General features: G+C 73.6%; 22 protein-coding genes. 13 read left to right on the forward strand and 9 right to left on the reverse strand.

The window, feature by feature from the left end:
- Nucleotides 1–44 precede the first annotated feature (44 nt).
- Nucleotides 45–1,646, forward strand: a complete 1,602-nt coding sequence (locus tag LV78_RS19305; RefSeq protein ID WP_253846670.1) for a polysaccharide lyase family 8 super-sandwich domain-containing protein — start codon at nucleotides 45–47, stop codon at nucleotides 1,644–1,646.
- A gap of 234 nt (nucleotides 1,647–1,880) precedes the next feature.
- Here LV78_RS19305 and pdxH read toward each other — a convergent pair whose 3' ends face one another.
- Both pdxH and LV78_RS19315 read right to left on the reverse strand, forming a co-directional pair.
- Nucleotides 1,881–2,540: a pyridoxamine 5'-phosphate oxidase gene (gene pdxH / locus LV78_RS19310; RefSeq protein WP_012783131.1), complete on the reverse strand. Its 660-nt coding sequence runs from the start codon at nucleotides 2,538–2,540 to the stop codon at nucleotides 1,881–1,883.
- A gap of 56 nt (nucleotides 2,541–2,596) precedes the next feature.
- Nucleotides 2,597–3,442: an urease accessory protein UreD gene (locus tag LV78_RS19315; protein WP_253846671.1), complete on the reverse strand. Its 846-nt coding sequence runs from the start codon at nucleotides 3,440–3,442 to the stop codon at nucleotides 2,597–2,599.
- A 77-nt stretch (nucleotides 3,443–3,519) separates the two neighbouring features.
- On the opposite strand from LV78_RS19315, the gene LV78_RS19320 reads away from it, so the two are divergent.
- Entirely contained in the window at nucleotides 3,520–4,056 is a 537-nt protein-coding gene (locus LV78_RS19320) for a DUF4232 domain-containing protein (RefSeq protein WP_253846672.1), read from the forward strand.
- On the opposite strand, the gene ureG is transcribed toward LV78_RS19320, so the two are convergent.
- From ureG to LV78_RS19345, 5 genes are all read right to left on the reverse strand, one after another.
- Complete coding sequence (ureG, locus tag LV78_RS19325; RefSeq protein ID WP_012783134.1) at nucleotides 4,026–4,739, reverse strand: urease accessory protein UreG; 714 nt, start codon at nucleotides 4,737–4,739, stop codon at nucleotides 4,026–4,028. The genes LV78_RS19320 and ureG overlap by 31 nt on opposite strands.
- The gene (locus LV78_RS19330) at nucleotides 4,729–5,391 is read right to left on the reverse strand and encodes an urease accessory protein UreF (RefSeq protein WP_118945268.1); all 663 of its coding nucleotides are present in this window, start codon (nucleotides 5,389–5,391) and stop codon (nucleotides 4,729–4,731) included. The genes ureG and LV78_RS19330 overlap by 11 nt, the downstream gene beginning before the upstream one ends.
- Before the next feature lie 108 nt (nucleotides 5,392–5,499).
- Complete coding sequence (locus LV78_RS19335) at nucleotides 5,500–7,197, reverse strand: urease subunit alpha (RefSeq protein ID WP_253846673.1); 1,698 nt, start codon at nucleotides 7,195–7,197, stop codon at nucleotides 5,500–5,502.
- Nucleotides 7,194–7,505, reverse strand: a complete 312-nt coding sequence (locus LV78_RS19340; protein WP_253846674.1) for an urease subunit beta — start codon at nucleotides 7,503–7,505, stop codon at nucleotides 7,194–7,196. The genes LV78_RS19335 and LV78_RS19340 overlap by 4 nt, the downstream gene beginning before the upstream one ends.
- Before the next feature lie 65 nt (nucleotides 7,506–7,570).
- Nucleotides 7,571–7,873, reverse strand: coding sequence for an urease subunit gamma (locus LV78_RS19345; RefSeq protein ID WP_253846675.1), 303 nt, complete (start codon nucleotides 7,871–7,873; stop codon nucleotides 7,571–7,573).
- Between the two features lie 230 nt (nucleotides 7,874–8,103).
- Here LV78_RS19345 and LV78_RS19350 point away from each other — a divergent pair, with 230 nt between their 5' ends.
- The 9 genes from LV78_RS19350 to LV78_RS19390 all read left to right on the forward strand — a co-directional run bounded on the left by LV78_RS19350 (nucleotide 8,104) and on the right by LV78_RS19390 (nucleotide 17,019).
- Entirely contained in the window at nucleotides 8,104–9,219 is a 1,116-nt protein-coding gene (locus LV78_RS19350; protein WP_253846676.1) for a citrate synthase 2, read from the forward strand.
- 152 nt (nucleotides 9,220–9,371) lie between these two features.
- A complete protein-coding gene (locus LV78_RS19355) occupies nucleotides 9,372–10,202 on the forward strand; it encodes an ABC transporter ATP-binding protein (RefSeq protein WP_253846677.1) in 831 nt (276 codons plus the stop codon).
- On the forward strand, nucleotides 10,199–10,996 hold the full coding sequence (locus LV78_RS19360) for an ABC transporter permease (RefSeq protein WP_253846678.1): 798 nt from the start codon (nucleotides 10,199–10,201) through the stop codon (nucleotides 10,994–10,996). The genes LV78_RS19355 and LV78_RS19360 overlap by 4 nt, the downstream gene beginning before the upstream one ends.
- A complete protein-coding gene (locus tag LV78_RS19365; protein ID WP_253846679.1) occupies nucleotides 10,969–11,988 on the forward strand; it encodes a sensor histidine kinase in 1,020 nt (339 codons plus the stop codon). The genes LV78_RS19360 and LV78_RS19365 overlap by 28 nt, the downstream gene beginning before the upstream one ends.
- A gap of 89 nt (nucleotides 11,989–12,077) precedes the next feature.
- Entirely contained in the window at nucleotides 12,078–12,677 is a 600-nt protein-coding gene (locus LV78_RS19370; protein WP_253846929.1) for a response regulator transcription factor, read from the forward strand.
- A 372-nt stretch (nucleotides 12,678–13,049) separates the two neighbouring features.
- The gene (gene serC, locus LV78_RS19375) at nucleotides 13,050–14,183 is read left to right on the forward strand and encodes a phosphoserine transaminase (RefSeq protein ID WP_253846680.1); all 1,134 of its coding nucleotides are present in this window, start codon (nucleotides 13,050–13,052) and stop codon (nucleotides 14,181–14,183) included.
- A 219-nt stretch (nucleotides 14,184–14,402) separates the two neighbouring features.
- Complete coding sequence (gene sepH / locus LV78_RS19380) at nucleotides 14,403–15,218, forward strand: septation protein SepH (protein ID WP_253846681.1); 816 nt, start codon at nucleotides 14,403–14,405, stop codon at nucleotides 15,216–15,218.
- A gap of 744 nt (nucleotides 15,219–15,962) precedes the next feature.
- Nucleotides 15,963–16,337: a hypothetical protein gene (locus LV78_RS19385; protein ID WP_253846682.1), complete on the forward strand. Its 375-nt coding sequence runs from the start codon at nucleotides 15,963–15,965 to the stop codon at nucleotides 16,335–16,337.
- A 97-nt stretch (nucleotides 16,338–16,434) separates the two neighbouring features.
- Nucleotides 16,435–17,019, forward strand: a complete 585-nt coding sequence (locus LV78_RS19390) for a hypothetical protein (RefSeq protein WP_253846683.1) — start codon at nucleotides 16,435–16,437, stop codon at nucleotides 17,017–17,019.
- A gap of 126 nt (nucleotides 17,020–17,145) precedes the next feature.
- Here the strand turns inward: LV78_RS19390 and LV78_RS19395 are convergent, their stop codons facing one another.
- Nucleotides 17,146–17,385 (reverse strand): hypothetical protein, encoded by a 240-nt coding sequence (locus LV78_RS19395; protein WP_253846684.1) that lies wholly within the window; start codon nucleotides 17,383–17,385, stop codon nucleotides 17,146–17,148.
- Nucleotides 17,386–17,489: 104 nt separating this feature from the next.
- On the opposite strand from LV78_RS19395, the gene LV78_RS19400 reads away from it, so the two are divergent.
- Together LV78_RS19400 and LV78_RS19405 are read left to right on the forward strand one after the other, a co-directional pair.
- Nucleotides 17,490–19,259, forward strand: coding sequence for an ABC transporter ATP-binding protein (locus LV78_RS19400; protein WP_253846685.1), 1,770 nt, complete (start codon nucleotides 17,490–17,492; stop codon nucleotides 19,257–19,259).
- Nucleotides 19,256–21,220 (forward strand): ABC transporter ATP-binding protein, encoded by a 1,965-nt coding sequence (locus tag LV78_RS19405; protein ID WP_253846686.1) that lies wholly within the window; start codon nucleotides 19,256–19,258, stop codon nucleotides 21,218–21,220. The genes LV78_RS19400 and LV78_RS19405 overlap by 4 nt, the downstream gene beginning before the upstream one ends.
- 117 nt (nucleotides 21,221–21,337) lie before the next feature.
- On the opposite strand, the gene LV78_RS19410 is transcribed toward LV78_RS19405, so the two are convergent.
- Complete coding sequence (locus tag LV78_RS19410; protein ID WP_253846687.1) at nucleotides 21,338–22,315, reverse strand: glycoside hydrolase family 113 protein; 978 nt, start codon at nucleotides 22,313–22,315, stop codon at nucleotides 21,338–21,340.
- Nucleotides 22,316–22,330: the final 15 nt, after the last annotated feature.

Genomic DNA, 22,330 nt, shown 5'->3' on the forward strand with positions numbered 1-22,330 from the left:
ACATTCACCCGAACGTCACGGCGCTCACCACCAGACTGGGGCGCATGAGCGACCTCGACGTCGTCCGGGCCCGCCTGCGCCCACCGCACCACCCCGGACCCGGCCTCCCCCCGCTGCCCGACGGCACCTGGGCCGACATCGACTACGCCGACCACGACGCCGCCGACTTCCCGCCGCTGGAGCACCTGCGCCGCGCCCTGTCGCTGCCGGACGGCCAGCGGCTCAAGGCGCTCGAGGCCTGGCGCAGGCTGGCCCCCCGCAGCGACAACTGGTGGTACAACGAGATCGGCGCGCCCCGGCTCGTCGGCGACGCCCTCCTCGGCGCCGACCTCGACCGCGCCCAGCGCGCCACCTGGGGCACCTGGCTCGCCGAGCAGGCCGGACCGGTGCCGATGACCGGGCAGAACCTGGTGTGGGCGCAGGGGATCGAGCTGCGCAGGGGCCTGGTCCAGGACGATCCCGAGCTGGTCCGCCGCGCGGTCGCCCGCATGTCCGAGGTGCTGCGCCCCGGCGACGGCGAGGGCATCCAGGACGACCTGAGCTTCCACCAGCACGGCCCGCAGCTGTACTCCGGCGGCTACGGCGCCTCGCTGGTCGCCGACCTCGCCCTGTGGGTGCGCGCGGTGCACGGCACGCCCTGGGCGTTCGGCGCCGACGAGGTGCGCCTGCTCGCCGACTTCCTGGTGGACGGCCTGCAGTGGTCCGTGCACGGCGGCGGCTTCGACTTCACCACGATGGGGCGCGAGATCGCCCGCGCCGACGCCCACCACCGCACCGCCGACCTGCGCACCGCCGTGCTGCGCCTGCTGGAGTGCGACCCGCCGCGCAGGGCCGAGCTGACCGCGTTCGACGACCGCCTCGCGGGCCACGGCGCGCCGCTGGTCGGCACCCGCTGGTACCCCAGGTCCGACTACCTGGTGCACCGCAGACCCGGCTGGTCGCTGTCGGTGCGGATGTCCTCGGGCCGGACGGTGCCCACCGAGTGCCTGAACGGGGAGAACCTGCTGGGCCGCCACCTCGGCGACGGGGTGGCCGCGCTGCGCCTGGGCGACCAGGCCGAGGACGGCTACCGCTCGGTGCTGCCGGTGTGGGACTGGGCCAGGCTGCCCGGCGTCACCGCCGAGCAGGGCCGGTCGCTGCGGCCCCGGCCCGACCAGCCGCGCGGCGGCGGCGTGGCGATCGGGTGGTCGGACGGGGAGAACGGCGTCGCCGCGCTGCGGCTGGCGGGCGTGGAGGGGTTCACCGAGGGCTGGAAGGCGTGGTTCTGCTTCGCCGACGCGGTGGTGGCGCTGGGGGCCGGGATCACCGCGCCGGACGCGACCGGACCGGTGGTCACCACGATCGACCAGCGGCTCGCGGACCACGGCAGCGTCACGTACGTGCCGATGACGACCGGGCACTTCTCCGGCGTGGAGCGGCGGACCGGCAGCTGGCGGGACCTGTCCGGGGTGGAGAGCGGGCGTCCGGTGGAGGCCGACGTGTTCGTGATGGGCTTCGACCACGGGCCCCGGCCGGAGAACGCCTCGTACGCCTGCCTCATCGCGCCCGGCGACGAGCTGCCCGAGGTGGAGGTGCTGGCGAACCGGGTGGACCGGCAGGCGGTGCGGTGCGGCTCGGTGGTGCTGGAGCGCTCCATGGCCGGTTGACGGCGGCGACCGGGATTAACTGCGGGAAAGCGCCGGGGAAACCCCGCCCAGCGGAAGAGCGGAAAAGCTCGGTGGCCGGAGGGATTTCGGCGGGGAGCGGTGGGGTGTCGCCGGGAGAACCGCTGAGCGGAAGTCCGGGCGGAGAAGTCGGAAAAGGGGGAAAAGGGGGAATCGGAAAGCGGAAATCGCGAACCCGGTGGAGCGGGGCCGGCGGCGCTGCCGGCCCCGTCGGGATCAGGGGGCCACGCGCTCGGTCTCCCAGCCGTCCCGGCCGAGGCGGAAGCGCAGGCGGTCGTGCATCCGGTCCTGGCGGCCCTGCCAGAACTCGACCTCCTCGGGCCGGATGCGCCAGCCGCCCCAGTGCGGCGGCACCGGGACCCGCTCGGTGTCGGTGAACTGGCGCTCGATCTTGTTGAGCGCGGACTCCAGGGTGGGCCGACCGGTCACCACCCGTGACTGCGGCGAGGCCCAGGCGCCCAGCTGGGAGCCCCTCGGGCGGCTCTCCCAGTACTCGGTGGTCTCCGCGTGGCTGACCTTCTCCACGGTGCCCCGCACGTGCGCCTGCCGCTGCAGGCCGTACCAGGGGAACGTGGTGGAGGCGTACCTGGTGGCCATCAGGTCGTGCGACTTGGCCGAGGTGTAGTTGGTGAAGAACACCAGGCCGCGCTCGTCCAGGCCCTTCGCCAGCACGGTCCGCGACGACGGCCGCCCGCTCGGGTCGGCGGTGGCCAGCACCATCGCGTTGGGCTCCAGCAGGCCTGCGTTGGTCGCCTCGTCCAGCCACAGCTGCAGCTGCTCGTGCCAGGTGGCGGCCAGGTCGCCCTCGCCCAGCGCGCTCCGCTCGTAGGACACTCGCATAGCCGGCAGCGTGATGCTGGTCGTGGCTTCCGACATCTCGACCTCCCAATGAGCGAATGCTCTCAGCTCGGGTGATCCCGCGACCGTACGACTTATCGGTCCTGCGCGGAACCGCCCGGACGGTGAGAACGGACACGGAGCGTGTGACCGTCTGCACGGAATCGTGCACGAGATCGAGTCAGCAGCTCACTCGAACCGGGATGGCTGCCACACGCTCCGGTGAGAGCGCGTTCGACCTCGATCACGGTGTCCCCCAACGCGGTCGCCAGGCTCCCGCCGCGCGCCAGCGGGACCAGCGACCACCAGTCGCCCGACACCGGCCCCGCCGGGTCCTCGCCCCAGCACAGCACCTCCGCGCCGATCACCCGTCTGCCCGCGAGCCCGGCGGGGCTGGTGTCCACTGTGTCCGGTCCGCCCCGCTCGTCCCCGATCGTGAGGGACTGCCGCAGCAGCGGTCCGCCGCGCCGCACCGACGTGGTCGTGGTGAGCCTGCCCGGCCGCTCGCCCAGCCGCCCCAGCACGAGCACCTCCCGCGCCCGCAGCCGCGCGCCCTCGGCCAGCTCCGCCTCCAGCACCGCCTCGTGGTCGGCCCGCGCGGTCACCACCGTCGGCTCCGGCAGGTGCTCGACGCTGCCGCCCTCCGCCACCTCCAGCAGCACCCGCGACCGGCTGCCGCCCGGCCGGTGCCCCGGAAGCGCCACCGTCGCGGCGACCCCGCGCAGCACGAGCGCCGCGCCCGGTCCCACGGTTATCCGCAATTCGAGCTCGTCACCCCCGAGCGGCGCGGTGATCGAACTGACCAGATGCACCAGCGCGTGCGCGTCCGAACGCGCGCCGCGTGCCGGGACCAGCGTCAACGGCGCCGCAGACCGCATTTCGCGGATCACCGTGCGGCCATTCGGGTTTCTTTCCGCGACCAGCCGTGCAAATGCCTTCACGAGGGCAACCCCGACCCCTTATATGACGTCCCTATTACCGGTCTGAAAGCTGCCCACGAATTTCGGGGGAGAACGTCATGAGCAGAACCACCACCGCGCTCGTCGCCACGGCCGCGATCCTGGCGGCAGGGGGCGCGGCAGGCGCCTCGGCCTCGGCGGGCGCCTCCCCGGAGCCGGTCGCGGCGGCGGCCTCGGTCCCCACCTGCCGCGCCGCCGGGCTCGACATCGCCTTCGGCGAGGTGCAGGGGACGGCGGGCACCACCTACCGCGAGATCGCCCTGGTCAACCGAGGGCTGCGCCCGTGCGCGCTGCGCGGGTTCCCCGGCGTGTCCTACGTGGACCAGCAGGGCGACCAGGTCGGCCCGGCCGCCGAGCGGGTCGGCGGCCCCGGCGAGGTGCTCGTGCTGCCGCGCGGTGGCACGGCCACGGCGGACGTCGGCTTCGTCCGGGTCGGCAACTTCGACCCGGAGGTCTGCCACCCCGTTCCGGTGTGGGGCGTGCGGGTGTTCCCGCCCGACGGGACCGAGCCGCTCTACCTGCCGCTCGACGGCGAGCACGGGTGCGCCGACGCCCGCGTCGGCTCTCACCTCACCGTGGCCAGCGTGCGCAGCTGACCCAGCACCCACTCCGCCACCGCGGGGGCGTCCGGCGTCTCGACCAGCGATTGGGCGATCACCGGCAGCTCCCCGCGCATCCGGTGGGCGTCGGCCGTCATGACACCGAGGTCGGCGCCCACGAGCGGGGCCAGGTCGGTCTTGTTGATCACCAGCAGGTCCGCGGTGGTCACCCCCGGCCCGCCCTTGCGCGGCACCTTGTCGCCGCCCGCCACGTCCACCACGAACACCTGCGCGTCGGCCAGACCCCGGCTGAACACCGCCGTCAGGTTGTCCCCGCCGCTCTCGATGATCACCAGCTCCAGTCCGGGGAACCGCTGCTCCAGCTCCTCCACCGCGTCCAGGTTCGCGGTGATGTCGTCGCGGATCGCGGTGTGCGGGCACGCCCCGGTCTGCACCGCCTCGATCCGCTCGGTCGGCAGCACGCCCGCCCTGCGCAGGAAGTCGGCGTCCTCGGTGGTGTAGATGTCGTTGGTCACCACGGCCAGGTCGACCCGCCCGCCGAGCGCGCGGCACAGCGCGGCGGTCAGCGCGGTCTTGCCGCTGCCCACCGGGCCGCCGATGCCGATGCGCACCGCCCTGCGGGCGTCGGGCGCCGGGACGTGCGGGTCGTGCCCCGCGTCGGTCGGGTCGAAGTTCACCGGGTGGGCGTGGCCGTGGCCGTGCCCGTGGTCAGCTGACAAAGAGACGCACCTCTTCCTGGTGGTGGCGGTCGTGCGCCTCGGCCATGAGGTCGAGGCCGGTCGAGCCGGGCGCCGGCAGCCCGGCGGGCGGGTCGGCGGCGCGGGCCACGGCGTCCGCCACCACCGCGCCGAGGTCGTCCGCCAGGCCCGCGAGCACGGCGTTGACGCCGAACGGGTCCAGGCCGAGCAGCCGGATCGCGGCCGTCGCCGGGCCGGACGCCGACTGGTAGGCGATGACCCGCGCCGCGTCGCCGGGGTCGCCCACCAGCAGCCCGGTGAGCACCGGGTGGTGCGGGCGCGGTTCGGCGCGCAGCAGCTCCTCCAGCCGCTCCGACGGCCACGCCCGCCGCGCCGCGCGGGCGATCCCCCTCCCCTGCGCGCGGGAGGCCCTGCGCTGCGCGGGTGACGGCGTGCGGGCGTCCAGCTCGACGTCCAGCTCCAGCAGGGCCGCCAGGTCGGGTGCGCGGGCCGCGGCGGCGGCGAACACCGCGGCGAGCGCGCCCGCCGTGCGCAGCCTGCCCACCAGGAACCCGCGCAGCGTCGCCTCGTCGGTCACCAGCCGCCGCGACACCGCCTCCTCCAGCCCGCCGGAGTGCGCGTGCCCGCCTCCGGGGAAGCGCGAGTCCACCAGCAGCAGCGCGGCCAGCTCCACCCGCCCGCTCCTCTCCTGCGCCGAAGGGACCTGCCCCGACTGGGCCCGGACGCCCAACCCGTTGCGCCACGGGTCCTCTGCGGGCAACCGTGGAACCGGGCCGGGTGGTCAGAACAGGAAGTACCGCTGCGCCATCGGCAACCGCTCCACCGGTTCCGGCTCGACCAGCTCGCCGTCGACGGTCACCGCGAAGCTGTCCGGGTCCACCCGCACCTGCGGCAGCGCGTCGTTCAGCACCATGTCCGCCTTGCCCACCGCCCGCGTGCTCCGCACCGGCACCAGCGGCCGGGACAGCCGCAGCAGGTCCGCGAGGTCCGCGTCCACCGCCTGCTGCGACACGAAGTGCACGCTGCTCCGCGCCGCCGCCCGCGCCCCGAACATCGGCCGGGCCAGCACCGGCTGCGGCGTCGGGATCGACGCGTTCGCGTCCCCCATCGCCGCCCACGCGATGAACCCGCCCTTGAGCACCACCGACGACCGCACCCCGAAGAACTTCGGCTCCCACAGCACCAGGTCCGCGAGCTTGCCCACCTCGACCGACCCGACCTCGTGGTCGATGCCGTGCGCGATCGCCGGGTTGATCGTGTACTTGGCGACGTACCGGCGCGCCCGCAGGTTCTCCGCCAGCTCGCCGCGACGGCCGTGCATGACGTGCGCGGTCTGCCAGGTCCGCATGACCACCTCACCGACCCGGCCCATGGCCTGCGAGTCCGAGCTGATCATCGAGATAGCGCCGAGGTCGTGCAGCACGTCCTCGGCGGCGATCGTGGTCGGCCGGATGCGGCTCTCCGCGAACGCCAGGTCCTCGGGCACCGACGGGTTCAGGTGGTGGCAGACCATGAGCATGTCCAGGTGCTCTTCGAGGGTGTTCACCGTGTGCGGCCGGGTCGGGTTCGTCGACGACGGCAGGACGTTCGGCTCGGCCACCACCTGGATGATGTCCGGCGCGTGCCCGCCGCCCGCGCCCTCCGAGTGGTAGGCGTTGATCGACCGGCCCGCGATCGCGTCCAGCGTGGACTCCAGGAAACCGGCCTCGTTCAAGGTGTCCGTGTGGATCGCCACCTGGACCCCGGACTCGTCGGCGATCCGCAGCGCGGTGTCGATCGCGACCGGCGTGGTGCCCCAGTCCTCGTGCAGCTTGAACCCGCCCGCGCCGCCGAGCAGCTGCTCGCGCAGCGCGTCCTCGCGGGCGGTGTTCCCCTTGCCCAGCAGCAGGACGTTCACCGGCAGGTCGTCCATCGCGGCCAGCATCCGGCCCAGGTTCCACGCGCCGGGCGTGACCGTGGTGGCCTTGGTGCCCTCGGCCGGTCCGGTGCCGCCGCCGATCAGCGTGGTCAGGCCGGACGCCAGCGCGGTGTCCACGATCTGCGGGCAGATGAAGTGCACGTGGCAGTCGATCCCGCCCGCCGTGAGGATCTTCCCGTTGCCGGACAGCACCTCCGTGGACGGCCCGATCACCAGGTCCGGGTGCACCCCGTCCATCACGTCCGGGTTGCCCGCCTTGCCGATCGCGCTGATCCGGCCGTCCCGCACGCCCACGTCGGCCTTCACCACGCCCCAGTGGTCCAGCACCACCGCGCCGGTGATCACCAGGTCCGGCGCGCCCTCCGCGCGGGTGGCCGTGCCCTGGCCCATCGACTCGCGGATCACCTTGCCGCCGCCGAAGATCACCTCGTCGCCGGAGCCCGCGCCCCGGCACAGGTCGTCGGTCACCGTGATCAGCAGGTCGGTGTCGGCCAGCCGCACCCGGTCGCCCGTCGTCGGGCCGAGCAGCTCCGCGTACCGCTCGCGGTCCACGCGGGTCACCGGTCCAGCTCCCCGGCGTGCTCGGGGCGCAGGCCGGGCACGACCCGGCGGCCCGCCAGCGGCACCAGCGACACCTCGCGCTCCACGCCCGGCTCGAACCGCACCGCCGTGCCCGCCGGGACGTCCAGCCGCTTGCCCCACGCGGCCTCGCGGTCGAACAGCAGGCCGGGGTTCACCGCCGCGAAGTGGTAGTGCGACCCGACCTGCACCGGCCGGTCGCCGCCGTTGACCACCACCAGCACCGTCCTCGGGCGGCCGGGGTTCAGCTCGACCGGCTCGTCGCCGGTGATGATCTCGCCTGGTCGCACGGGCGCGCTCCTCGCTGGTGGTGGGCGGTTCCGACGCCCGCGAGCCCCCGGCCCGCGCGGGCCGGTCAGCTGATCGGGTCGTGCACGGTCACCAGCTTGGTGCCGTCCGGGAACGTCGCCTCCACCTGCACCGAGTCGATCATCTCGGGCACCCCGTCCATGACCTGCTCCCTGGTCAGCACGTGCCTGCCGCTCTCCATCAGCTCGCCGACCGACCGCCCGTCGCGCGCGCCCTCCAGCACGTGCGAGGTGATCAGCGCGACCGACTCGGGGTGGTTCAGGACGACCCCGCGCTCCAGCCTCCGGCGCGCGACGTCGGCCGCCACGTGGACCAGGAGCTTGTCCCGCTCGTGCGGCGTCAGGTGCATCACCGAGGTCTACCACGGGTGGCGGCGCGGTAGCAGTGGGTGAGCGGGTGGAAACCAGGGCTTAACGATCTCCGCGCGCTCGGGCCGCTTCGGGATCGCTTCGGGGTTCGCCGTCCGGCCGGTCGGAGGGTGACGGACGACACCTCCGGCTGTGATTGCCAGTAGGGGTGCGCGGCGGCAGGGTTCGGACAACCCTTGGGCAGCTCTTCACGACGTTAGGAGCGCACAGCGTGGTGCAGCAGGCGGAGCAGGACGGGTTCAAGCCAGGACTGGAGGGCGTCGTCGCCTTCCGCACCGAGATCGCCGAGCCGGACCGCGACGGCGGCGCCCTGCGGTACCGGGGCGTCGACGTCGAGGAGCTGGCCGGTCGGGTCACCTTCGGCGACGTGTGGGCGCTGCTGGTCGACGGCGCCTTCGGGGCGGGCCTGGTGCCCGCCGAGCCGTTCCCCATCCCGGTGCACACCGGGGACGTGCGGGTGGACGTGCAGGCGGCGCTGGCCATGGTCGCCCCGATCTGGGGGTTCCAGCCGCTGCTGGACATCCCGGCGGGGGAGGCGCGCGACCAGCTCGCGCGGGCCTCCGTGATGGCGCTGTCCTACGTGGCGCAGTCCGCGCGCGGCACCGGCAGGCCCGCCGTGCCGCAGCACCGGGTCGACCGGTGCACGACCATCACCGAGCGGTTCCTCACCCGCTGGCGCGGCGAGCCGGACCCGGCGCACGTCAGGGCCCTGGACGCCTACTGGGTGTCGGCCGCCGAGCACGGCCTGAACGCCTCCACGTTCACCGCCAGGGTGATCGCCTCCACCGGCGCGGACGTGGCCGCCGCCATGTCCGGCGCGATCGGCGCGATGTCCGGCCCGCTGCACGGCGGCGCCCCCGCGCGGGTGCTGCCGATGATCGAGGCGGTGGAGCGCAAGGGCGACGCGCGCGGCTACGTGCGCGGCGTGCTCGACCGGGGCGAGCGGCTGATGGGCTTCGGGCACCGGGTCTACCGGGCCGAGGACCCGAGGGCGCGCGTGCTGCGCCGCACCTGCAAGGAGCTGGACGCGCCCCGCTACGAGGCGGCGGCGGCGCTGGAGCAGGCCGCGCTGGCCGAGCTGCGCGAGCGCAGGCCGGACCGGGCGATCGAGACGAACGTCGAGTTCTGGGCCGCCGTGGTGCTGGACTTCGCCGAGGTGCCGCCCGCGATCATGCCCGCGATGTTCACCTGCGCCAGGACCGCGGGCTGGTCGGCGCACATCCTGGAGCAGAAGCGCACCGGCAGGCTGGTGCGCCCGTCGGCCGCGTACGTGGGGCCGGAGGCGCGCTCGGTCACCGAGGTCGAGGGCTGGGACGAGATCGCGTGACGCGCGGGGCCGGGTCGGGCGACCCACTGGTTCGCCTGACCCGGTGACCCCCGAACGGGCGATCTTCGGCCCGTGTCCACCGTCCGGTGGACAACCGCTGTCCACCGGACGCACGTCCCGCCGCCCCCTCCCGCTGCGACAGCATTCCCGGCATGACAGCTGCGATCAGCGTTCGCGGCCTGCGCAAGTCCTACGGGGACTTCGAGGCCGTGCGGGGCGTCGACCTAGAGGTCGCCGAGGGCGAGGTGTTCGCCCTCCTCGGGCCCAACGGCGCGGGCAAGAGCACCACCGTCGAGATCCTGGAGGGCCTGCGCCCCCGCACCGGCGGCGAGGTGTCCGTCCTCGGCGCCGACCCGGCCACCGCGCCCCGCTCGTGGCGCGCGGGCATCGGCATCGTCCAGCAGGCCGCCACCGACCTGGCCGACATCACCGTCGCCGAGGCCGTCCGCCACCACGCCCGCTACTACCCGGACCCGCGCGACCCGGACGAGGTCGTCTCCGTCGTCGGCCTGGCCGACAAGGCCCGCACCCGCGCGGGCAGGCTGTCCGGCGGGCAGCGCCGCAGGCTCGACGTCGCGCTCGGCATCATCGGCCGCCCCCGCGTGCTGTTCCTGGACGAGCCCACCACCGGCTTCGACCCCGAGGCCCGCAGGCAGTTCTGGGGCCTGGTCCGCGACCTCGCCCGCGAGGGCGCCACGATCCTGCTCACCACCCACTACCTGGACGAGGTCGAGGCGCTGGCCGACCGCCTCGCCGTCATCTCCGGCGGCAGGCTCGTCGCCGAGGGCACCCCCGCCACCGTCGGCGGGAGGGACCGGGCCAAGGCCCTGGTCACCTGGGTCGGCCCGGACGGCGTTCAGCGCAGCCGCGCCACCACCGACCCGGTCGCGCTCGTCGTCGAGCTGAACGCCCTCGGCCCGGTCGCCGACCTGACCGTCACCCGCCCCACCCTCGAAGACGTCTACCTGGAGCTGATCGCGTGAGGACCGCGACCCTCGGACTCGCGCGCGGTGGCCTGGAGCTGCGCCAGTTCTTCCGCAACACCGCCGGGTTCCTCTTCACCTTCGCCCTGCCGGTGTTCCTGCTCCTGCTGCTCGGCTCGATCTTCTCCGGGCAGGCGCCCGGCGCGGAGTTCACGCAGCAGCAGGAGTTCACCGCGAGCATGATCGGCGCGGGCATCATCTCCACCACGTTCATCACCCTCGGCACCGGCATCGCCCAGGACCGCGAGAACGGCACCCTCAAGCGCCTGCACGGCACCCCGCTGCCGCTCGCCTCCTACTTCGTCGGCAAGGTCGTCCTGGTGCTCGTGCTCAGCCTCGCCGAGGCGGTGCTGGTGCTGCTGACCGGCGTGCTGGTGTTCGACGTCGACCTGCCCGCCGACCCGGCCCGCTGGCTCACGTTCGCCTGGGTGTTCGGGCTCGGCACGATCTCCTGCGCCCTGCTGGGCATCGCGGTCAGCTCCGTCGCGGGCTCGGCCCGCTCCGCCCCGACCGTGCTGAACCTGCCCTACGTGGGACTCCAGTTCGTGTCGGGTGTTTTCATCAGCGTCGCGGTCCTGCCGCAGTGGATGGTCGTGCTCGGCTCGCTGTTCCCGCTCAAGTGGGTCGCGCAGGGGTTCCGCTCGGTGCTGCTCCCCGAGGGGGCGGCGGTCGTGGAGGTGGCTGGGTCGTGGGAGCACGGGAGGACGGCGCTGGTGCTGGTGGCCTGGTGCGTCGCGGGCTTGGCGCTGTGCGCCGCCTCGTTCCGGTGGACGAACGGGCGAAGTGGGGGCTGATCACCGGGGCCGGGCTGCTCGTCGCGGCCTGCGGCGCGCTCCTGCCGGACATCGCCGCCGAGCGGCGCTGGGCGGTGGTCGCGGTGATCGCGCTGATCGCCGGGTGGGTCCTGCTCCAACCGCAGCGGCTCTACCTGACCGGGCTGCACGCGCTCACGGTGACGGCGATGTGGCTGTCACCGGGGGCGACGTTCCTGCTGTTCGCGGTGCTGCCCGAGGTGTACCGGCGAATCCCGCTGCGCCCCGCCTTCTGGGTGATGCTCGCGTTCGTCGTGCCGCCGTGGCTGCTCGCGTGGGCCAGGACCGGCGACCCGACGTCGATGCTGCTGGTGCTGCTCCCGACCGCGCTGTTCTCCCAGCTGTTCGGCTGGGTGATCCGCACGCTGGCCGAGCAGAACCTCGTCATCGCCGAGCTCTCGCACGGGGCGGGCGTCGCCGCCGAGCGGGAGCGGCTGTCCGCGGAGATCCACGACACCCTGGCGCAGGGCTTCACCAGCATCGTGACCCTGGTCCAGGCGGCCCGCGCCGACCCGGCCCGCGCCGACGACCACCTGGACCTGGCGCTGCGCACCGCGCGGGAGAACCTGGCCGAGTCGCGGGCGCTGGTGGCGGCGCTCGCGCCCGCCGCGCTGGAGGGCTCGCTGGCCGACGCGCTGCGCAGGCAGGTGGAGCAGGTGGCGGACTTCGGCGTCCGGGCCGAGTTCGCCGAGCGCGGCGCGGGCGAGGTGCCGCGCGCGGTCGAGGTGGTGCTGCTGCGCGCCGCCCAGGAGGCGCTCACCAACGCCCGCAGGCACGCCGCCCGCGTGCGCGTGGAGCTGGACGTGCTGCCGGACTCGGTGCGGTTGACCGTGCGCGACGACGGTCCGGGCTACCGGGGCGCCCCGGAGGGCTTCGGCCTGCGCGGGATGCGGGCCAGGCTGGAGCAGGTCGGCGGCACGCTGACCCGTTCGGACGACGACGGCGCGGTCCTGGTCGCCGAGGCGCCCAGGTGAGCGCCCGCGATCGCGCGCGCCGGGGTGGCGCGGTGCTCGGAACTGCCGGGGAGGCGCGGATGGACGACTCAAGAACAGTGGGCGGCCGGATGATCCGGGTGCTGCTGGTCGACGACCACCCGGTGGTCCGGCAGGGCGTGCGCGGGATGCTCGCCCCCGCCACCGACCTGGAGGTCGTCGGCGAGGCGGCGTCCGGCGACGAGGCGGTGCGCCTGGTCCGCGCCGACCCGCCGGACGTCGTCCTCATGGACCTGCGGATGCCCGGCGGAGACGGCGTCGAGGCCACCGCCCGCATCGGCGCGCTGTCCAGGGTGGTCGTGCTGACCACCTACGAGACCGACGCGGACATCCTGCGCGCCGTCGAAGCAGGCGCGGTCGGCTACCTGCTCAAGGACGCCTCCCCCGAGGACCTGGTGGCCGCCGTCCGAGCCGCCGCGCGCGGCGAGACCGTCCTGGCCCCCTCCGTCGCCGGCAGGCTAGTCCGCCGCACCCCGGCCCTGTCCCCGCGCGAGGTCCAGGTCCTGCGACTGGTGGGACGCGGCCTGTCCAACGCGGAGATCGCCCGCGAGCTGTTCATCGGCGAGGCGACCGTGAAGACCCACCTGCTGCGCGTCTTCTCAAAACTGGACGTCTCCGACCGCACCGCCGCCGTCACCACCGCCATGCGCCTGGGCCTTCTCGGCCACTGAGCCCCGCCTCCGCCCCCTCACCCTCGCCCCCTCACCCTCGCCCCCTCACCTTCGTCCTCGCCCTCGCCCTCGCCCACCTACCCTCGCCCACCTACCCACCCACGCACCCACGCGCCTCGTTCCGTTTCCCGGTTTTCCGGTTTTCCGGTTTCTTTTTTTCCGGAAATCGGGAGGTGTGCCGAGCGCGCTCACGGGGAAACCACCCGACGAGTCGCCGTTAGCCCGCCGATCGTCCACTCTGGCCGGTGCCCCTATACCACCTCGCCGGGCGTGACCGGGGACACCCTCTGGTGATCTGCAAGGAACCTTGCTGCAACACTGGGGCCCCGGCAACGTGGCCGGTCAGGTTCTCAACCCCCCGGAGGCGTCGAGATGACCCAGACCGCCGACCCGACCTCACTGGTCCTGCCCGCCGACCTGAAGCCGTCCGACGGCAGGTTCGGCTGCGGCCCGTCCAAGGTCCGGCCCGAGGCGCTGCGCGCCCTCGCCGCCGAGGGCGCGGACCTGATGGGGACCTCCCACCGGCAGAAGCCGGTGAAGTCCCTCGTCAGCGAGGTCCGCTCCGGTCTGCGCGCCCTGTTCTCCCTCCCGGAGGGCTACGAGGTCGTCCTGGGCAACGGCGGCACCACCGCCTTCTGGGACGCTGCGGCCTTCGGCCTGGTGCGCGAGCGCTCGCAGCACTTCACCTACGGCGAGTTCTCCTCGAAGTTCGCCAAGGTCACCAAGGACGCCCCGTTCCTGGGCGAGCCGGTCGTGGTGAAGTCCGAGCCCGGCACCGCCCCCGAGATCACCTTCGCCGAGGGCGTCGACCTGGTCGGCTGGGCGCACAACGAGACCTCCACCGGCGTGGCCGTCCCGGTCTCCCGCCCCGCTGGCTCCGACGGCGCGCTCGTCGCGATCGACGCCACCTCCGGCGCGGGCGGCCTGCCCGTCAAGGCCGAGGACTTCGACGTCTACTACTTCGCGCCGCAGAAGTGCTTCGCCTCGGACGGCGGCCTGTGGCTGTCCCTGATGTCCCCGGCCGCGCTCGACCGCGTCCGCGAGATCGGCGCCTCCGGCCGCTGGGTCCCCGAGTTCCTCTCGCTCACCACGGCGCTGGACAACTCCACCAAGGACCAGACCTACAACACCCCGTCCGTGGCGACGCTGTTCCTGCTCAACGAGCAGCTCAAGTGGCTGAACGGCAACGGCGGCCTCGACTGGGCGGTCTCCCGGACCGCCGACTCGTCGTCGCGGCTGTACTCCTGGGCCGAGCAGACCGCGTACACCTCCCCGTACGTGGCGAACCCGGCGCACCGCTCGCAGGTCGTCGGCACCGTCGACTTCGCCGACGAGGTCGACGCCTCGGTCGTCGCGAAGGTGCTGCGCGCCAACGGGATCGTGGACGTGGAGCCGTACCGCAAGCTCGGCCGCAACCAGCTGCGCGTCGCGATGTTCCCCGCCGTTGAGCCCGAGGACGTGACCACGCTCACCAAGGCGGTCGACTGGGTGGTCGGCCAGCTCTGAGAAAAGGGGCGTTTCGACGCGCTGAGTGACGGGTACCTCGCCAGGGATCTTCCCGGACCCTGGCGAGGTGAACCTTGCGGTAACACGCGTGCGTCGGCCGACGACATGCGGGAAGATCGCGTGAAGACATACGGTCGGCACGGCGAGCCTCCCGCGTCAAGGCGGCGCGCCGGACTACCGTCGGTACACGGCGAGGTGAATGGCAACCGGGAGGCCATGATGCGAACGCTGCGAGTGGTCGGGCTCGACGAGGACGGCAAGTCGATCGTCCTTGAGGACCCCGAACGCGGCGAGCGCTTCGTGCTGCCCGCCGACGAGCGCCTGCGCGCAGCCGCGCGCGGCGATCTCACCAGACTCGGCCAGATCGAGGTCGAGACCGAGAGCCAGATGCGCCCCCGCGAGATCCAGGCGCGCATCCGCGCCGGTGAGTCCGTGGACCAGGTCGCCGCGATCGCGGGCATCCCCGCGCACCGCGTCGAGCGCTTCGCCTACCCGGTCCTGCTGGAGCGGTCCCGCATCGCCGACCTGGCCCAGCGCGCCCACCCGGTCCGCGAGGACGGCCCGGACGTGCAGACCCTCGGCGAGGTCGTCGCGCACTCCTTCGGCCTGCGCGGCCAGGAGTACGTCGACGTCAGCTGGGACTCCTGGCGAGGCGAGGACGGCCGCTGGGTCGTCCAACTCCACTGGACGGCAGGCCGCTCGGACAACCGCGCGCACTGGGCCTTCCACCCCGGCGCGCACGGCGGCACCGTCACGGCCCTGGACGACGCGGCAGTCGACCTGATGGACCCCAACCCGAACCGGGTGCGCAGCCTGCGCGCCGTGACCCACCTGGCCCGAGCGGCCCTGGACGTCGAAGGCAGGCCCCTGGCCGAGCCGGAAATCCTGGTCCGCGAGGAGCGCCCGGTGGTGGACGAGCCGATCGTGGTGGACGGCGAACTGGCAGAGGACCAGCCAGCCAAGCGAGGCAAGAAGAACCACCCGATCGTCCCGTCCTGGGAGGACGTCCTCCTGGGAGTCCGCTCCAGGGGATGACGCCCAGGGGCGAAACCCCGGCACTCAAGCACCACCGATGGCCCGCCGACCGCATTGGTCGCGGGCCATCGGCATGGAAAGGCTGCGGCCTAGAACCAGAACCAGGTCCAGGCCCAGCCCATCCCCATCCCCATCCCCACTCGCGGGACAGCAGCCGCCCTGCCCCCGAGCCGCAGGCCACAGACCGATGGCCTCACGAGCACTCCTAAGCCACACGTCGACGCCCCACGGACCGCAAGCCGGCCGCACTCCTAAGTCCGCAGGTCGACTGCCCCACGGGCCGCAAGCCAGCCGCACTCCTAAGCCACACGTCGACCGCCTCACGAACCGCAAGTCGACCGCACTCCTAAGTCCGCAGGTCGCAGGTCGACCGCTTCGCGGGCTGCGGGGCGAGCGCAGCGAGCCCGCAGCCACCCAATCCCGCGTCCCTCTTCTCCGTGTGGCCTGGCGCAGCCCGAGCGCAGGTGTCAAGATGCCGCCGCACTGCGCGGAAGACCGGGGTGTCATACGGCGTCTTGACGCCTGTGCTTGCCTGAAAGGAGGCCACACGGAGAAGAGGGACCCCGCCCACCGCAGTGGTAAACCGCACCACCCCCGGAAGCGCCACCGGCCGGCAGAGCCCGTCCCCCTCTTTTTTGGAGGTCTGCCCCGCCGGCGAGGCGAGCTCTTCAGCTCTTGATCTCCATCCCCCACGTTGATCAACATCGGGTTTGCGCCCTCACCCGTTCGGGCAACCCCGTCCCCATGCTTGGTCGAGTGGTGGTCGGCGCCGCGCTGGGCGCGGGTCTCGGTGCCGCGTGGATGTGGCTGCGCGACCGGATCGTCTCCGGTCGGGTCTGCACCCAGGAGGACTGGGGCTGCCTGGAGCTCTACCTGGTGATGATCCCGGTCGGCCTGATCGCCGCCGTGGTCATCTCCTGGGCCGTGTTCGCGGCGGCCCACGTCGGCCGCCCCCTGGGCACGGCGGCCGTCAGCGTGGCCTTCGCAGCCGCGCTCGCCCTGCTCACCGTGTGGTTCGAGATCCCAGGCGACGTGCTGCTCACCAGCGCCGTCGGGTTCGTGCTCGCCTCACCGGTGACCGCACGCCGCCCCGCAGTCCACACCGCGACCCGTGGCTGAGGTGAGCCGCCTGAAGTCGGGCGGTCCCACGGACAGCTTCACGCACAGGTTCCGGTTGCGCCGCGCCACGGCCAACCCCCGAACGGAGGACACCCCGGTGAGCGAGACCATCTCACCTCGAAACACCACGTCCACCCCACCTTCCTTCCCCTCCTCGACCCCCTCCTCCTCCACCTCCACCTCCACCGAGGAAGTCACCTCGGCCCACAGCACCCCGGTCGACACCCGCCCCCGCCCGACCATCCGGGAGCGCGGCTCCCGAGCAGGCAGCTTCGCGTTCTCCGCGCTGCTCCGAGTCGTCCTCTCCGGCGTGGTGGGCGCAGCCCTGTGCGCGGCCTGGATCGCCGCCCACCAGGCGGGCCTCCTGCACCGCGCCCTGGGCGAGGCCTCCGCGTCCCTCCCCGACTTCCTGCTCCTGCTCTTCGTCGGCCTCCCCCTGGCCCTGGTCACCAGCGCGCTCCTCGCAGGCCCGCTGCTCTGGCTCCTCGGCGTCCGCCCCGCGTGGCCGATCGTGCTCCTCGGCCCGGTGGTCCTCGCCGCAGCCCACTACTTCGACGTGCCGAACCTGCTAGCCGGAACGGGCGACCAGTGGGTCGTCCTCGCGATCCTCGCGGGCCTCAGCTACGCCCTGGCCGGCCTGCTCACCATCCCCACGATGCTGATGCGCTCCCGCAAGGCCTGACCCCGAAAACACCCCCCGCCCCCAAGAGCACTCCCCCCCAAGAGCACTCCCCCCAAGAGCGCCCCTGACCCCGGCCCCGGAGCGGAACCCCCGCCCGGAGCCGGGGTCCTCCCGTGTCATCCCACGTCAACCCACGTCATCCCCAGGCCCCGGAACCACATCCAGCACCCCCACATCCCGCCCCTCCCGCGCACACCACTCCACCGCCACCTCCCGGCTGACCGGCCGCGCCCCGTCCGGCCCCCGCCCCGGCACCGGCCGCCACCCGTCCGGCGCGAGCACGCTCAACCGCCCGCCCCGAACCGCCATCAACCTCCCCACCGGGAACGCCATCACCGGTTCGGAGAGCAGAAAACCGATCTCCACGGTTGACCTCCAGCGCACTGGAGCCCTCACCCTCGGTGGTGAAAAACCGGATGCCACCGGCAGGCCCGCCTTCGTACTGTCGAAGTGGACCCGAGGGGGAACTCGTGAACGACCAACGTACTTCCACAGCCGCGACCCTGCGCAGGCTGTGGCCGTACCTGCGCCCCGTCAAGAACCCGATAGCCATCAGCACGGGAGCCGCCGCGCTCGCCATGCTGTGCGGACTCGGCATCCCGCTGGTCACCCAGCGGGTCGTCGACGGCCCGATCGCGCACCGCGACCCGTCCGCCCTGCCCTGGCTGATCGGCCTCGTCCTGGCGCTGGGCCTCGGCGAGGCCCTGCTCTTCTACACCCGCCGCAAGGTCATCGCAGGCCCGGCCTCGGACGTCGAGCTGGCCATGCGCACCGACCTCTACACCCGTCTCCAGGCGCTCCCGGTCTCCTTCCACGACCGCTGGCAGTCCGGCCAACTGCTCTCCCGCGCCACCAGCGACCTCACCACCGTCCGCCGGTTCGTGGCGTTCGTCCTGGTGTTCCTGCTGGTCAACACCACCGTCATCGTCGTCGGCCTCGGCGTGCTGTTCTGGCTGTCCCCGCTGCTCGGCCTGGTCGCGCTGGTGTGCACCCTGCCGCTGATGGGCCTGTCCTACCTGTTCGAGACCCGCTACAAGGTCGCCGCCCGCCTCTCCCAGGACCAGGCCGGCGACCTCACCACCACGGTCGAGGAGTCCGTGCTGGGCATCCGGGTGCTCAAGGCGTTCGGCCGGGGCCCGCACCTGGCCGCCAGGTTCCAGCGCCAGGCCCGCGAGCTGCGCGGCACCGAGCTGGTCAAGGTCCGGGTGTTCGCCGCGCTGTGGGCGGCTCTGCTGGTCCTGCCCGAGCTGTCCATCGCGGGCCAGCTCGCCGTGGGCGCCTTCGGCATCACCTCCGGCACGATGACCGCGGGCACCCTCATCGCCGCCATCGCGGTCAGCGCCTACCTGCGCTGGCCGGTCGACTCGATCGGGTGGTTGTTGTCCGAGACCAACCAGACCGCGGCGGCCGTCGAGCGCTACTTCGAGGTGCTCGACGAACCGCTCGCGATCACCTCTCCCACCACCCCGCGACCGCTGGCCACCCCGGTGCGCGGGCACCTGCGCTTCGAGGGCGTCCGCTTCGGCCACCCCGGTTCGGCCGACGAGGTGCTGCGCGGCGTCGACCTGGAGGTGCGGCCCGGCGAGACCGTCGCGCTGGTCGGCGCGACCGGGTCCGGCAAGACCGCGCTCACCGCGCTGGTGCCCAGGCTCGCCGACGTCACCGGCGGCCGGGTCACCCTGGACGGGGTCGACGTGCGCGAGCTGGACCTGGCCGAGCTGCGCCGGGTCGTCGGCACCGCGTTCGAGGAGCCGGTCCTGTTCTCCGCCAGCGTCACCGAGAACGTCGTCCTCGGCGGCGGGGACGCCTCGCCGCACGCGGTGCGCGAGGCGCTGCGGGTGGCGCGCGCCGAGGAGTTCGTCGACGCCCTCCCGTGGGGCCAGGACACCCGCATCGGCGAGCAGGGCCTGTCCCTGTCCGGCGGCCAGCGGCAGCGGCTCGCGCTGGCCCGCGCGGTCGCGGGCAGACCGGCGGTGCTGGTGCTGGACGACCCGCTGTCCGCGCTGGACGTGCACACCGAGGCCGAGGTCGAGGCCGCGCTGCGGCGCGTGCTGCGCGGCGTCACGGCGCTGGTCGTCGCCCACCGCCCGAGCACCGTGCAGCTCGCCGACCGGGTGGCCGTGCTGTCCGGCGGCCGGATCACCGCCATCGGCACGCACCGCGAGCTGCTCGCGGGCAACGCCGAGTACCGGCACCTCCTGTCGACCCTGGCTGACGAGGACGAGGAGGTGCGGGTGTGAACGCCACAACCGGCAACGGCCCGGAAGACCCCACCGGCACCGGACCCACCGCGCAGAACCCGACCCCCATCGCCCAGGACCCGACCACCCCGACCACCACCCAGGAGCCGCCCCCCACCACCCAGAACCCGACCACCCCACCCCCCTCGGTCGACGGCTGGCGCGGGGTCGCCGCCGAGGAGGTCGACACCCCCGACCGCGCCACCGGAACCCGCCTGCGCGCCCGCTCCCGCCGCCTCCTCGGCTCCCTGCTCCGCCCCCACGCCGCCCTGGTCGCCCTCTCCCTCGTCCTGATGGTCGTGGAGAACCTGGTCCTGCTCGCGGGCCCGCTGCTGATCGCCGCCGCGATCGACCGGGGCGTCCCGGCCGCGCTCGACGGCGACCCGACCACCCTCGCCTGGTGCGTCGGCGGCTACGCCGCGTCCGGCCTGGCCGCCACCGTCCTGCGCTACGCGTTCGTGCGGCTCATCGGCCGCATCGGCCAGGACGTCCTGCTCGACCTGCGCCTGCGCGTGTTCCGGCACGTCCAGCGGCTGTCCGTGTCCTTCCACGAGCGCTACACCTCCGGCAAGGTCATCTCCCGGATGACCAACGACGTCGACTCGCTGCAGAACCTGCTCGACGAGGGCCTCGACGGGTTCTTCAACGCGATGCTGTCGGTGTTCGCGATCAGCGTCGTGCTGTTCGCCCTGGACGTGCCGATGGCGCTGTTCGTGCTGTCCGGGTTCCTGCCGCTGGTGCTGCTGATCCGCTGGTTCCAGTCCCGCTCGGCGGCGGCCTACCGGGGCACCACCGGCTCGATCGCCAAGGTCGTCGTGCAGCTGGTGGAGACCATGAACGGCATCCGCGCCGTCCAGGCGTTCCGCCGCGAGCCGCGCAACGAGCGGATCATGGCCGAGCTGAACGGCTCCTACCGGGACGCCAACGTGACCGCGCTGAGCGTGGTCGCCACGTTCACCTCGTCCGTGCGCGCCATCGGCAACATCTCGCTCGCCGTCCTGCTGGCGTGGGGCGCGTGGCGGGTCGCGGACGGCAGCCTGGAGCTGGGCGTGCTGGCCGCGTTCACGCTCTACGTGCGGCGGTTCTACGACCCGATGGACAACATCGCCATGTTCACCAACGCCTACGCCGCCGCCACCGCCGCGCTGGAGAAGCTGTCCGGGCTGCTGGAGGAGCGCCCGTCGGTGCCCGACCCCGTCGACCCCGTCCCGCTGGGGCCGGTGCGCGGCGAGGTCCGCTTCGAGGGCGTCGAGTTCCGCTACCCGGCCTCCGACTCGCTCGTGCTGCCCCGGTTCGACCTGCGCGTCCCGGCCGGGCAGACCGTGGCGCTGGTCGGGGCCACCGGCGCGGGCAAGTCCACCCTGGCCAAGCTGGTCGCCCGCTTCTACGACCCGACCGGGGGAGCGGTGTGGCTGGACGGCGCCGACCTGCGGTCGGTGGCCGACGCGGACCTGCGCCGTGCCGTGGTGATGGTGACGCAGGAGAACTTCCTGTTCGAGGGCACGGTGGCCGACAACATCGCCCTGGGCCGCCCCGACGCCACCCGCGAGGAGGTCGTCGCGGCGGCGGTCGCGGTCGGCGCGCACGACTTCGTCGACGAGCTGCCCGACGGCTACGACACCGACGTGAGCAAGCGCGGCGGCCGGTTGTCGTCCGGGCAGCGGCAGCTCGTGGCGTTCGCGCGGGCGTTCCTGGCCGACCCGGCGGTGCTGGTGCTGGACGAGGCCACGTCGAGCCTGGACGTGCCGACCGAGCGCTCCGTGCAGACCGCGCTGGAGACGGTGCTGGCGAGCCGGACGGCGTTCATCATCGCCCACCGGCTGTCCACGGTCCTGATCGCTGACCGGGTGCTGGTGGTCGACGGCGGCCGGGTCGTGGAGGACGGGACGCCCGAGGAGCTGATCGGGGAGCGGGGCAGGTTCGCGCGGTTGCACGAGGCGTGGCGCGAATCGCTCGCCTGAACCGCGTACCGCCCCGCTGACGGGGTAACCGGACGAGGTGGGGGGCGGGCGGCGACCCGTCCCCCACCTCCCTCGTCCACGGCCCCGCTCACCCCCGCCCGTACCGCTCATCCCTGCTCACCCTCGCCCGTACCGCTCGCCCACCGCGTGGAACGCGGCCTTCGGCTCCCACCGCCGCTCGTCCAGCGCCCGCACCACCCCGTAGCTCGCCGCGTCGAACTCGCCGGCCAGGTGGTGGCAGGAGAACGTGCACAGGAACGCCGAGTCCACCCCGGCCGCCTCGAACACGTCCAGCAGCTCCAGCACCACCCCGGCCTGCTCCGCCTCGTCGCGCACCGGGTCGCCCCGCAACCCGGTGGTCCGCCCGTCCTCGCCCCACTCCACCATCCCGACCGCCCGCGCCCCGACGTCGCCCGCGCCCCGGAACGTCGCGCAGCCGAACTCGGTGATCGCCACCGGCTTCCCGCGCGCGACCACCCCCTCCACCGCCCCCGCGAACCGGTCGGCGATCTCGGCGGTCCGGTACAGGTCCAGCCCGACCAGGTCGAACGGCTCCCAGTCCACGTCCTCGATCGGGATGGCCGCGTAGGTCACCCGCCCGCCGAACCGCTCCCGCACCCCCGCGACCACCCGGCCCAGGAACGCGTTCAGCGCGGGCCCCGCGCCCCGGACCGCCTCGACCAGCCGCCCCGGATCGCCGCCGAGCAGCGCCATCCGCTCGGCGAAGGTCGCGCCGGGCAGGAACCCGGCGGTGCACAGCGTCAGCTCGGCGCCCGCGACCAGCACCACCTCGTGCCCCTCCAGCCGCGACCGCTCGGCCCGGTCCGCGCAGTCCACCAGCACCTCGTGCAGCTCGTCGGCGTCCAGGTGCCCGGAGAACGGCGACCACCAGACCTCCAGCCCCAGCCCGGCGGCGATCCGGGCGGCCAGCTCGATGCGGTCGAGGTCGCCGCCGGTGATCCGCACGGCCGTGCAGCGCAGGTCCTCGCGGATGGCCCGCAGGTCCCGCTCGACGTCCGCGCGCTCGAAGCTCTCGCGGGTGCTGACCAGCCCGTTGTGCCAGCCGGTGTCGTAGGTGATGCCCTTGGCGCGCATCGCGCCCCCTCCCCT

This window comes from Actinosynnema pretiosum, assembly GCF_024171695.1.
GTDB lineage: Bacteria > Actinomycetota > Actinomycetes > Mycobacteriales > Pseudonocardiaceae > Actinosynnema > Actinosynnema pretiosum.